General features: G+C 48.5%; 9 protein-coding genes and 2 pseudogenes. 6 read left to right on the top strand and 5 right to left on the bottom strand.

All coding sequences use genetic code 11. The annotated features are described in order from the left end of the window. Positions 1 to 219: 219 nt before the first annotated feature. Positions 220 to 726: pseudogene (locus tag Selli1_RS18550) on the top strand (O-acetyl-ADP-ribose deacetylase); the annotation flags it as partial. A gap of 15 nt (positions 727 to 741) precedes the next feature. Then, positions 742 to 1,254: a GNAT family N-acetyltransferase gene (locus Selli1_RS18545; RefSeq protein ID WP_334304931.1), complete on the top strand. Its 513-nt coding sequence runs from the start codon at positions 742 to 744 to the stop codon at positions 1,252 to 1,254. Between the two features lie 33 nt (positions 1,255 to 1,287). Here Selli1_RS18545 and Selli1_RS11195 read toward each other — a convergent pair whose 3' ends face one another. Then, positions 1,288 to 2,178 carry a LysR family transcriptional regulator gene (locus Selli1_RS11195; protein WP_191435226.1) on the bottom strand — a complete coding sequence of 297 codons (891 nt, stop codon included), beginning with the start codon at positions 2,176 to 2,178 and terminating at the stop codon, positions 1,288 to 1,290. A gap of 177 nt (positions 2,179 to 2,355) precedes the next feature. On the opposite strand from Selli1_RS11195, the pseudogene Selli1_RS11190 reads away from it, so the two are divergent. From Selli1_RS11190 to Selli1_RS11180, 3 genes and pseudogenes are all read left to right on the top strand, one after another. After that, positions 2,356 to 4,094, top strand: a pseudogene (locus tag Selli1_RS11190) (ABC transporter ATP-binding protein). Positions 4,095 to 4,116: 22 nt separating this feature from the next. Beyond that, positions 4,117 to 6,015: an ABC transporter ATP-binding protein gene (locus Selli1_RS11185; protein ID WP_118636093.1), complete on the top strand. Its 1,899-nt coding sequence runs from the start codon at positions 4,117 to 4,119 to the stop codon at positions 6,013 to 6,015. Positions 6,016 to 6,160: 145 nt separating this feature from the next. After that, positions 6,161 to 7,273 carry an aldo/keto reductase gene (locus Selli1_RS11180; RefSeq protein WP_281873035.1) on the top strand — a complete coding sequence of 371 codons (1,113 nt, stop codon included), beginning with the start codon at positions 6,161 to 6,163 and terminating at the stop codon, positions 7,271 to 7,273. A gap of 103 nt (positions 7,274 to 7,376) precedes the next feature. On the opposite strand, the gene Selli1_RS11175 is transcribed toward Selli1_RS11180, so the two are convergent. Genes Selli1_RS11175 through Selli1_RS11160 form a run of 4 tightly spaced genes read right to left on the bottom strand, consistent with a single transcriptional unit; the run spans position 7,377 to position 12,202 of the window. Further along, on the bottom strand, positions 7,377 to 8,204 hold the full coding sequence (locus Selli1_RS11175) for a Cof-type HAD-IIB family hydrolase (RefSeq protein WP_281873036.1): 828 nt from the start codon (positions 8,202 to 8,204) through the stop codon (positions 7,377 to 7,379). Further along, positions 8,204 to 9,646, bottom strand: coding sequence for a UDP-N-acetylmuramoyl-tripeptide--D-alanyl-D-alanine ligase (locus Selli1_RS11170; RefSeq protein WP_281873034.1), 1,443 nt, complete (start codon positions 9,644 to 9,646; stop codon positions 8,204 to 8,206). The genes Selli1_RS11175 and Selli1_RS11170 overlap by 1 nt, the downstream gene beginning before the upstream one ends. A 23-nt stretch (positions 9,647 to 9,669) precedes the next feature. Next, positions 9,670 to 10,728, bottom strand: coding sequence for a D-alanine--D-alanine ligase family protein (locus tag Selli1_RS11165; RefSeq protein WP_281873033.1), 1,059 nt, complete (start codon positions 10,726 to 10,728; stop codon positions 9,670 to 9,672). A gap of 13 nt (positions 10,729 to 10,741) precedes the next feature. Further along, complete coding sequence (locus Selli1_RS11160; protein WP_281873031.1) at positions 10,742 to 12,202, bottom strand: nicotinate phosphoribosyltransferase; 1,461 nt, start codon at positions 12,200 to 12,202, stop codon at positions 10,742 to 10,744. A 188-nt stretch (positions 12,203 to 12,390) separates the two neighbouring features. Between Selli1_RS11160 and Selli1_RS11155 the strand changes: the two genes are divergently transcribed. Next, the gene (locus Selli1_RS11155) at positions 12,391 to 12,654 is read left to right on the top strand and encodes an HPr family phosphocarrier protein (RefSeq protein WP_087167083.1); all 264 of its coding nucleotides are present in this window, start codon (positions 12,391 to 12,393) and stop codon (positions 12,652 to 12,654) included. Positions 12,655 to 12,668: the final 14 nt, after the last annotated feature.

The raw sequence follows: 12,668 nt of genomic DNA, 5'->3' as shown, positions 1-12,668 counted from the left end.
AAAGATATTGAATAATAGAAAGTAAGTATAGTATAATGTTCATGAGCATTGACTCCTTTCGTGTAAGGTTTGTTTTTGGCGATAGACATTATACCAGAAAAGGGAGGTCAATGCTCTTTTTATTGCAAATTTCCCTTAAAAACAAGGTTTATGAAAGATTTAGACACAAAAAAACAAGGTAGTATTTGACACTACCAGTCAGAGACAGGAGGAATACAGATGGGAACATTTCGGATTATCAAGGGAGATATTACAAAATGCAGAGCGGACGCCATCGTCAATGCTGCGAATCCATCGCTGCTTGGAGGCGGCGGAGTGGACGGAGCCATCCACCGGGCAGCAGGACCGGAACTTCTGGAAGAGTGCCGTACTCTCAATGGATGCAGGCCCGGTGAAGCGAAGATCACAAAAGGCTACCGCCTTCCGGCGGACTATGTCATTCACACACCGGGGCCGGTATACCGTGGCGGAAACTGTGGAGAGGAACAGATTCTGGCCTCCTGTTACCGGAACAGTTTAAAGCTTGCAGCCTGCTATGAACGGAATACTGTAGCCTTCCCGTCCATCAGTACCGGAATCTACGGATACCCGGTTTCCCTTGCGGCAAAGACGGCTGTCAGGGAGATTCTCACATTTCTTCATACTCAGAGCACGGTCCGGGAAGTGGTGATGGTATGCTTTGATGAAGAAACAAAGAAAGCCTACGAAGAGGCATATCAGGAAATCGGGCAGACCGAATTTATGATCCGGAAAGCAGGGGAAGCTGATCTTGCGGATATTCAGAAGCTGATGGAAACAACCGTTGCATATATGGAGAATCCGGACTGGTTTTACGAGGATGGAAAAGAATTTCTGGAAACCTGCGTAAAGGAAGAGGAGAATGCTGGTTTTGCGGTCATTGCAAGGACTAAGCAGGAGGGAATTCCTGCAGGATGTTTTCTTGTGGAGATCCCGGGGGATGTCCCGTACAACCTTGGCAATGATCTGGGATTTTCAAAAGAACAGCTGCTTTTGTCGGCGCATATGGATACGGCAGCTGTGGCTCCTCTTTACCGCGGGCATCATCTTCAGGACAGGATGATGGAAGTCTGCGAAGAGGAAATGAAGAAACGGGGCATGCGTTATCTGTTGGCGACCGTTCATCCGGACAACCCGTACAGTCTTTCCAATGTGCAGAAACGGGGTTACGGAATCCGGGCGACGAAAGAAAAATACGGCAGATCGCTCCGCCATATTCTTTGTAAGGAAATATAAGCCATGGGACAGACAGCTCCCATGGCTTTATTTTCATGAGAGGAAATCCTCTTTCACACTCCTTTTTGCGATAGAGATAAATTTTTTCAAGGGTGGGTTATCCACTCCTTTTTTATAGAAAATTCCGTAGGATAAAGGATCCGTGCCGGCGAGAGGAATGTAGCACAGCTGTTCATCCGGGAATCGGGATTGCGGAAGGATGCAGTATCCATATCCGGTACGGACCAGTGTCAGAGCTGCCTGATAATTATCACAGAAGTAAACCGATTCGGGCGGCAGATAACCGGTGATGCGGTTCTGATATTCCAAGGCGCCGGCAGGAAGCGCATAGGAGTTGCAGAAAACAAGGCGTTCTGAAAGAAGATCCTGTTCGGTGATTTCGTTTTTTCCGGCATAGGCATGACCGCGCGGAAATACGCAGCAAAGCGGGATATGGAGCAGTTCATCGTAAACGACGTTTCCTTTTAAAGGGATGTCGCTTTGGAATCCGATCAGAAGATCAAGCTCTCCCTGATAAAACAGATTCAGAAGCGAGCGGTGGGAGATGATTCTCAGAAACGGATGAAACGCAGGCATCTCCTTTAAGCAGGAATCGAGAATGCCGTTTAGAAAATCAAGGTGGGCCTCGCTTCCACACCCGATGGAGACCACCTGCATGGCGGCAGCGGTGTGGTGCTGAATTTTGGCGGTAGCGTATTTCAGTCGTTCTATGATCTGCTTTGCATCGTCAAGAAAGCTGATTCCGGCAGGGGTGAGGCGGACAGTCCTTGTGGTCCGGTGCAGCAGTTTGGTATCCAGTTCCTCTTCCAGAGCATGAATCTGGCGGGAGACTGCGGACTGGGTAATATTGAGAGATTCAGCGGCTCTTGCAAAGTTCAGGTTTTCCGCCACCTGGACAAATGTTTTCAGCTGTTGTGTATTCATGGTTCCGTTCCTTTCTATTATTGCGTTTGTAGCATTAATGATACCATTTTTTCATTTTTCATTCAAGGAAATTTGTGATTTAATAAATAGGAGACAGTTCGGAAGCTGACAAAAAGCATCCGGTACTGGAAAAATTAAAAATAAGGTAAAAGAGTAAATGGACAGGAGGTTTTTACAGTGAGAAAAGTATTACAACAGCTGGGAAAGTATAAACGGGATACCTTTCTGTGTATTGGACTGACCGCTCTCGAAGTAATATGGAAATACTCATGCCCTTTGTTACGGCCATTATTATTGACAGAGGACTGGAGCAGTCGAATCTTTCCGTCGTATATCGTTATGGCGCCCTGATGATTGTCATGGCATTTCTGAGCCTGATCTTTGGCGCGATGGCAGGAAAAAATGCTGCAAGCGCCGCATCCGGTCTGTCCGCAAATCTGCGGGAGGCAATCTATGCCAATATTCAGACCTTTTCCTTTTCCAATATTGACAAATTCAGTGTGCCTGGACTTGTTACACGTATGACAACGGATATTACCAACGTGCAGAATGCCTACATGATGGTGATCCGCGTGGCAGTCCGGGCACCGTTAAACCTGATTTTCAGTTTTACCATGTGTATGATTATTAACCGGAGACTCAGCGGCATGTTCCTGATTGCGGTTGTGTTCCTTGTGGTTGTAATTGGATCGATCATGGTCATCACTCTGAAAATTTTCCGTCAGGTTTTCCGCCGGTATGATGATTTGAACGCGAGTGTACAGGAGAATGTCACTGCAATCCGTGTGGTAAAAGCATTTGTACGTGAAGACTATGAAAATAAAAAATTTGCAAAAGCATCCAGGATTCTTTACGATCTGTCTGTCAAGGCAGAGGGGCTTCTAGCATTCAATAACCCGGCCATGATGGTTGCGGTTTACTTCTGCATTATTTCCGTCTCCTGGTTCGGTGCCCGGTTTATTGTGGAAGGTTCACTGACAACAGGAGATCTGACCAGTCTGTTCAGCTATATCATGGCTCTTCTTATGAGTCTGATGATGCTGTCCATGGTAGTGGTTATGATCAGTATGTCCATGGCGAGTATCCGCCGTATCGGTGAAGTGCTTGATGAAAAGCCGGATCTGACGGATCCTGAGAACCCGGTGATGAAAGTTGAGGACGGCAGGATTGATTTTAATCATGTGAACTTTTCCTATAAACATGGAAGCGGTAAAAATGCTCTTTCTGATATTGATCTTCACATTAAAAGCGGTGAGACAGTTGGTGTAATCGGAGGAACCGGTTCCGGGAAAAGCAGCCTTGTCAATCTGATCTGCCGGCTCTACGACGTGGATGAAGGCTCTGTCTGTGTAGGCGGCGTGGATGTCCGCAAATATGATACTGAAGTGCTTCGGAATCAGGTTTCCGTTGTGCTTCAGAAAAATACTCTGTTCTCAGGAACGATTCTGGATAACCTAAGATGGGGAAATCCGGATGCCACAGAGGAAGAGTGTATTGAGGCATGCAAAGCAGCGTGCGCGGATGAATTTATTGACCGGATGCCGGGAGGATATGAAACCCGGATCGAGCGGGGAGGAGCCAACGTTTCCGGAGGACAGAAGCAGCGTCTGTGTATTGCGCGTGCACTTTTGAAAAAACCGAAAGTACTGATCCTTGATGATTCTACCAGCGCGGTAGATACGGCGACCGATGCAAACATCCGGGCAGCCTTTGCAAAGAAGATTCCGGGAACAACAAAGATTATTATTGCACAGCGTGTTTCCAGTGTGGAGTCCGCAGACAGGATTCTTGTTCTGGATGAAGGAAAGATCGATGCGTTCGATACACATGAAAACCTGCTGAAACACAATGCAATTTATCAGGAAATTTACAACTCGCAGCTGGAAGGCAGCGGCGACTTTGACCAGCCGGCATAATCAGAAAGGAGGAAACAGTGTTATGAGCGAAAAGATCAATGAAAAACCATCAGGATCCAGAGTAAATACAGCCGTCAGGCTGATCAACAGGGTCATTCGATATATGCTTCATTATTACAAAATTCCGTTTTTGATTGTAGTTATCTGCATTTTGATTACTGCTATCGCAACTGTTGTAGGGGCGACATTCCCCCAGACGTTGATTGATGATCACATTACACCAATGCTCGAAAGCGGCTCCAGGGATTTCAGCAGTCTGGCCTCCGATCTGATTCGTCTGGTATGCATAATGGCAACGGGAGTTATCACGGCATTTACCTATAACAGGATCATGGTCAATGTCAGCCAGGGAACGATGCGGCATTTAAGAGATGATCTGTTCCGCAGGATGGAGTCTCTGCCGATCAAATATTTCGACACCCATGCACATGGCGATATCATGTCGGTCTATACCAATGACGTGGATACATTGAGACAGCTTTTAAGCCAGAGTATTCCGCAGATTATCAACTCCGTGATATCCATGATTGCAACATTGATTACAATGATTATTTTAAATCCGGCGCTTACCGTTATTTCCATCTTGACAGCATGTATCATGTTGCTTGTAACAGCCAACTTTTCCAAACTGTCCGGAAAATATTATGTCCGCCAGCAGATCGATCTTGGTGCAGTGGATGGATTCATCGAAGAGATGCTGGATGGTCAGAAAGTTGTCAAGGTATTCTGTCATGAACAGGAGGCCATGGAAGATTTCCACAAAGTCAATGAGAAACTGAGAGACAGTACAAACAAGGCGAACCGTTATGCAAACCTGCTGATGCCGATTAACGCCAACATCGGCTGGATCAGCTACGCACTGGTAGCGATTGTAGGAGCAATCCTCGGGATCAACGGGCTGGCAGGAGTTACCATCGGTACTGTTGTTACCTTTGTGGGACTGAACCGAAGCTTTACCAACCCGATTACCCAGGTAAGCCAGCAGATCAACTTCGTGGTCAATGCGGCAGCCGGAGCACAGCGTGTCTTTGAACTGATGGATCAGGAGCCGGAGAAGGACGAAGGATATGTGGAACTGGTCAATGCCGAAGAGGATGAGAACGGCAATCTGATTGAATCCCCGGTGCGGACCAATATCTGGGCGTGGAAACATCCGCATAAGGCGGAGGGCACCATTACATACCGCAGACTGGAAGGCGGCGTTGTATTGGATGATGTCGATTTCGGATATAACGAAGACAAGATTGTCCTGCACAATATCAGTCTCTATGCAAAACCGGGACAGAAGATTGCGTTTGTCGGCGCGACGGGTGCAGGAAAAACGACGATTACAAACCTGATCAACCGGTTCTACGATATTGCGGACGGGAAAATCCGGTATGATGACATCAATATTAACAAAATCAAAAAGCAGGATCTGAGAAGATCTCTTGGTATGGTCCTTCAGGATACCCATTTGTTTACCGGTACGGTAATGGAAAATATCCGGTACGGAAAACTTGACGCCACGGACGAAGAATGTATCAAGGCGGCAGAACTTGCGAATGCGGACGGATTTATCCGGCGGCTGCCTGACGGCTATAATACCATGCTGACGGGAGACGGATCCAACTTAAGCCAGGGACAGCGGCAGCTTCTCGCTATTGCCCGGGCGGCAGTTGCGGATCCGCCGGCACTGATTCTTGATGAGGCGACTTCATCTATCGATACCCGTACCGAGAAACTCGTACAGGCCGGAATGGATGCCCTCATGAAAGGACGGACCACCTTCGTCATTGCCCACCGCCTGTCCACAGTCAAGAATTCAGACTGCATTATGGTTATGGAACAGGGGCGTATCATTGAACGAGGCACCCACGATGATCTTATCGAGGCAAAAGGAAAATATTATCAACTCTATACAGGAAACTTTGCTTCCTAGAGACAAGGTCTCTTTTCAGACAAAGCTCCGCCCGGCGGGATTCCTTCTCCCGCAGGCGGAGCTTTTGTGTGCGAGAAATGATTGCCTGGGATGAAAGATTGGATTACAATAAAAGGAGAAGAAAAAAGAAAGCGGTGAAGACAACATGAGCAACAGATTTGAAAATGTAAAAAAGAATTTTGGATTCGGATGCATGCGCCTTCCAATGGACGGCGAAGAAGTAAACCGGAAGGAATTTACCAGGATGGTAGATACTTTCCTGGAAGCCGGATTCAATTATTTTGACACGGCCAGAGGCTACTTAAAAGGAAAAAGCGAGACAGCCATCCGGGAATGCCTTGTAAAACGGTACTCAAGAGAAAGCTTTATCTTGACAGACAAACTGACAGAACCATACTTCGAGACAGAAGAAGATATCCGCCCATTCTTTGAAAGCCAGCTGGAAGCGTGCGGCGTGTCCTACTTCGATTTCTACCTGATGCACGCACAGAACGCAGAAAATTATAAAAAATTCCAGAAATGCCACGCCTATGAAACAGCTCAGAGATTAAAAGAAGAAGGAAAAGTCCGCCACGTCGGAATCTCCTTCCACGACAGCGCCGAAGTACTGGATCGGATTCTCACCGACCATCCGGAACTGGAAGTCGTACAGCTCCAGTTCAACTATGCAGACTACCTTGATGAAGAAGTACAGAGCAAAGCCTGCTATGACGTCTGCCGGAAACACGGAAAGCCGGTCATCGTCATGGAACCGGTCAAAGGAGGAAAACTCATCCGCCTGCCGAAAAAAGCACAGGACACACTCGACGCACTCCACGGCGGAACAAACGCAAGCTACGCCATCCGCTTCGCAGCAGGCTTTGACAATGTCATGATGGTACTCTCCGGTATGAGCGACATGGAACAGATGAACGATAACTTAAGCTTCATGACCCGGTTCCAGCCACTCACACCCGAAGAACAGGACGCAGTCAAAACGGCAGCAGAGATCTTCAACGCACAGAAAATGATCTCCTGCACCACATGCCGGTACTGCACCGACGGATGCCCAAAACAGATCCCGATCCCGGAAATCTTCAACTGCGTCAACGACAAAATCCAGTACGAAAACGAAAAAAGCAAAGAAGACTACCAGACCATCACAAAAGAAAAAGGAAAAGCATCCGCCTGCATCCAGTGCGGCAAATGCGAAAAAGCCTGCCCACAACACCTCCAGATCCGCCAACTCCTCAAAGACGCAGCCCAGATGTTTGAATAATTTTTGGGGACGTGTTCCGATTCACCGGAACACGTCCCCAAAATACAAAAAATGCCTTCCAGCCCAGTAAAATCAAGGGCTGGCGGGCATTTTCATGAAAAATTCATTGGGGACAGGTTCCGAAGCATCGGAACACGTCCCCGATGACGTAGAGGATACCGTCGTCGTCGTTTGAGAGTGTGATGAAGTCGGCGGCTTCTTTGACGGCGGGCTGTGCGTTTGCCATGGCGACGCCGAGTCCTGCGGACTGGATCATGGTGATGTCGTTGTAGCCGTCTCCGCAGCAGATCATCTGGTCGGTGGTCAGCCCGATGCTTGAGAGGAGTTTCTCAAGGGAGTGTGCCTTATCGATGTTCTGCGGCATGATTTCGAGGAAGAACGGGTCGGAGCAGTAGATGTTGAGCAGTCCGTGAAAGTGCGGGATGAGCTTGTCTTTTACACGGGCGATTTCATCTGGTTCTCCTGTGATGAGGAATTTGTTGTTGTCTGCCTCGATATGTTCGGTAAATGGTTCGATATGGCGGACCGGGAGCCCGTTGATCCGGGATTCCAGTTCGGTGTACTGGTTCGTGTGGAGCCCGGACAGTATGGCCTTCTCGGAATATCCTACAATGTCGACATCAAAGTGTCTGACGATTTCAAACAGAGGTGCAGCAATGTTTTTTGGAAGGTGTCTGTTGTAGATGATCTCCCGGCTCCGGCAGTCGGTGATGCGTCCGCCGTTGAAGGAGAGAATGTAGCTTCCAAAGCGTTCCAGCTGCAGTTCTTTTGCAAGGGGAAGGACGCCGGTTGTTGGGCGTCCGCTTGCAAGTACTACTTTGATTCCGTTTTCCTGTATCCAGATCAGTGCCTCTTTTGTCTGGGGCGTGATCTCTTTTTTTGAGTTGGTCAGTGTGCCGTCAAGATCCAGGGCGAGGATCTGGTAATCCATCATAATGTTTCTCCTTTTTCCGTGCTGTTGCCTGTGTGGCAGTATCCATTACAGCCGAATTCTTTTAATGTTTCCACAATCTGAGAGAATTTCATGGAATTGGAAGCTTTTACAAGGACGGTATCCCCCTTTTGAAATAAAGAAGAGACGTCGTTTAAAAAGCGTTCTTTGTCTGGATAGTAGAGTACGGTATTGCCGGAGGCAATATTTTTGGCACCCTGATACATGTGTTCGGCCAGAGGTCCGATGCAGATGATCTGGTCGATGCCTTTGCGGGCAGCGTATTCTCCGGTTTCAAAATGAAGGCGGTCTTCGTCTTTGCCTAATTCTTTCATGTCCCCCATAACCGCAGTGCGGCGTCCCAAAGCCATGGCGAGGACATCGAGGGATGCCCGCATGGATGCCGGATTGGCATTGTAGCAGTCGTCCAGAATGGTCAGAGTATCGGTCTCAATCTGGTGATTCCGTCCGGATACCGGCTGGAGAGCCCGGATACCGGATTCGATTTCCTCGGCTGAGAGTCCGAAGAGGCGGCCGATGTAAGCTCCTGCGAGAGCGTTGTAGACCATGTGTTTTCCTGGAATCGGGATGTCGGCCTGAATCGTTGCCTCCGGGAAATCGCCGCATGCCGGAAGCTGGATTGTGCAGAGTGTTCCCTTGAGTCCTCTGTTTTCAATGTGGGATGCGAAAACCGGAGCGGCAGAATCGATGCCGAAAAATACCGGTTTCTGCCCGCGCACATCAGAGACCGTGCGCAGCATATCATCATCTCCATTTAAAACAACACAGAACTCATCCTGCAGGTGATCGAACATTTCAGTCTTTGCTTTGAGGATTCCCTCACGGGAACCGAGACTTTCCAGATGTGCGTATCCGATATTGGTGATGACACAGACATCCGGCCTTGCAATATCCGCCAGACGGTGCATTTCTCCGAAATGGTCGATTCCCATTTCGAGAACCGCGATTTCATCTTCTTCGGTCAGCCGGAAAATGGTCAGCGGAAGACCGATCTCATTATTATAATTTCCTTCTGTTTTCAGTACGTGATATTTCTGCGCCAGAACAGAGGCGATCAGCTCTTTGGTGCTGGTCTTGCCAACGCTTCCCGTAATGCCGATCACTTTCAGATTCAGCCGGCTGCGGTAATAGCGGGCCAGATCTTTGAGCGCCTGTTCGGTGGACTCTACAACAATATACGGGTACGGGACGTCTCCCAGGGAATGTTCGGATAAGGAGCACAGTGCTCCTTTCTCCATAACCTGTTCTATAAAATCATGTCCGTCTACGCGCGCACCTTTGATTGGAACGAAGAGAAATCCTTCTTCAATCTTGCGGCTGTCAATTGCCACGCCGGTAATCTCCCGGCTGAGAAGCTCTTCCGGTCCGTAGCAGGTACCGCCGCAGGCGGAGGCAATAGCTGCCAGTGATAATCCTTTCATATGTGTTCTCCTGTCTTTGGTAATTACCCGCGGTAACGGGCATCCATGGATTTTTCAATCAGCAGTTCGCAGAGATCGCCGAATTCGATTCCGGCCGCTTTTGCTTCTTTTGGAAGAAGGCTTGCGGCTGTCATTCCAGGCAGACTGTTGTATTCCAGACAGTAAATGCTGCCGTCTTCAGTCAGAAGGAAATCGGCACGGGCATACACGTCCAGTTTGAGCGCCTTGAATGCCTTCTCCGCAATATTCTGAATCCGAAGTGCTGTTTCCTCCGGAATCCGGGCAGGGCAGATCTCTTCTGTCATGCCGTCCTGATATTTGTTCGCATAGTCAAACCAGCCGTTTTTCGGACAGATTTCGATGACCGGAAGGGCTTTCCCGTCGATGACGCCGCAGGCAAGTTCTCTTCCTTTAATATACTCCTCAATAATAATCTCGTCTTCATAGCGGAAGGATTCCCGGACAGCCTGGTCAAATTCTTCCTCTGTGTGGGCGAAATAAACGCCGATGCTGGAACCTCCGGAGCATGGTTTTACCACGAGCGGGAGAGAAAGTCCGGTGGAAGCAAGGGAATGATCCGAAGCAGATTTTTTCATCCAGGTTCCCTTTGGAGTCGGAATCTGGTTTGCCTCGAAGATCACCTTCGTAATTTCTTTATCCATGGAAAGGGCGCAGCCAAGGGAACTTGGGCCGGTATAACGGATGCCGAGGACATCAAAGGATGCCTGGAGTTTTCCGTTTTCTCCTACGTCTCCGTGAAGTCCCATAAATACGATGTCTGCAAGCCGGCAAAGTTCGATGACATTGGCGCCGAAAAAGCAGTCTGATTTGTCTTCTCTGGATGCCTTTACCGCTTCCAGATCCGGCTCTGTGGAGCGGATTCCGGATGCGATTCCAAGACCTGCGTCCGGTCTTTTGAAAACCGCTTCCAGATCATCCCCGGCATCCGGAAGCCCGAGGAACGGATCCAGAAGAAAAGCGTCGTGGCCTTTCTCGCGTAAGGTACGGCAGATCCCCGCACCGGAGCTTAAAGAAACGTCACGCTCGGTGCTAAGTCCTCCTGCTAATACAATAATTCTCATAATCAAATCCTCCTTATAAATTATCCATACTCATCTGATCGAGCAGTTCCTTCTTCACCTGATACAGCCGGTCAGATAAATCGACATAGACATTGTGCGGGTAGAAGAGACGCTTTGTCTCATCCCACAGTGTATCTTTTTCCTGGCGGCAGTAGTCCGCAATCTCCATCACGGTCGGAGACTGGTATACGCATTCTCCGTTGATGAAAACCGGAACGAGCATTTCACGCATCGTGTAAGTTCCGCCTTTTAACTTCGTCTTTTTCCATGTTTCGATCGGGTCGAACAGAAGCAGATCGTCATTTTCATCGAAAGTCTCATCTGCAAAACAGATCAGGTCTGCCTTGATCTTGCCGCTTTCCTTCTCGTAGATCCGGTAGATCGTCTTGTTGCCCGGATTGGTAATCTTTTCCGTATTCTCGGACAGCTTGATCTTCGGAACAAACGTGCCGTTTTCATCCTGAATAGCCGCCAGCTTGTAGACGCCGCCAAAGGACGGGCAGTCCTTGGACGTGATCAGGTGAGTGCCCACACCCCAGACGTCGATGGCTGCTCCCTGCTGCTTCAGATCGTGGATCAGATATTCATCCAGATCATTGGAAGCGGAAATCTTCGCCTCCGGGAATCCTGCGTCATCCAGCATCTTACGTGCCTTCTTAGAAAGATATGCAAGGTCGCCGCTGTCAAGACGGATTCCGAAGCTTTTCGACTGGATTCCCTCTTCCCGCATCTCACTGAACACACGGATCGCGTTCGGTACACCGGATTTTAAGGTGTCATATGTGTCCACAAGCAGAGTACAGGAATCAGGATACATCCGGGCGTACGCCTTAAATGCTTCGTATTCACTTGGAAAACTCATGATCCAGCTGTGGGCATGGGTTCCCATCACCGGAACATCAAACATCTGTCCGGCCAGAACATTGGATGTACCGACGCAGCCGCCGATCATGGCAGCTCTCGCCCCGTAAAGTCCGGCATCCGGCCCCTGGGCACGGCGAAGGCCGAACTCCATGATGCCGCCGCCGTTTGCCGCGTAGACAACACGGGCAGTCTTGGTAGCAATCAGAGACTGGTGGTTTACGATATTCAAAATCGCCGTCTCCACCAGTTGGGCCTCCATAATCGGGGCAACGACTTTGATAATCGGTTCTCTTGGGAAAATCACACTTCCTTCCGGAATTGCGTAGATATCACCGCTGAAATGATATCCACTTAAATAATGAAGGAAATCTTCATCAAAAATGTGCAGGCTTCTTAAATAATCCACTGCTTCATACGAAAAATGCAGCCCCTTGATATACTCGATCACCTGATCCAGCCCGGCTGCAATGGAATAGCCATTATTACAAGGGTTGGCACGGTAAAAGACGTCAAATACAACGACTTTGTCGTGATCCTTCTCCTTAAAATATCCCTGCATCATTGTCAGTTCATACAAATCTGTCAATAATGTCAAATTACGTTCCAACATAGGACACACTCCTTTTTTGCCGCACAAAAGAGTGTACGGCCTTTTTTTCAGCATAATACTGGAAACATTATAGCACTCATCCGGGCAAAGGGAAAGAAAAAATCCGCAACTTCAAATTGAAAGCCCCGGGGAACTGGTATATAATAAGCTTAAAAAAAGAACATTTCCAGATGGAAGGAGGAGTCAATATGACCACACGAAAAGTGATAGCAGCAGATATCGAAAGCAGATATGAGGCACCGGGCGCAGAACTGGTTCGTATTGCATGCCAGTTCCAGAGCAGGATTATGTTAAAGAGCGGCGATATGCATATCAACGCAAAGAGTATTATGGGGATGATGGCTTTCCGACCATCAAAGGGAATGGAGATCGAGATCACTGCAGAGGGTGACGACGAAGAAGAGGCAGTCATCGGCATTGAGGCCTTTTTGAAAAATGACCAGGTAAGGTGAGAGAATGTAGTGGG

Origin of the sequence: Sellimonas catena (assembly GCF_027924685.1) — a bacterium.
In the GTDB taxonomy this organism is placed as follows: Bacteria; Bacillota; Clostridia; order Lachnospirales; family Lachnospiraceae; genus Sellimonas; species Sellimonas catena.
This window is presented reverse-complemented; position numbering and strand designations above follow the sequence as displayed.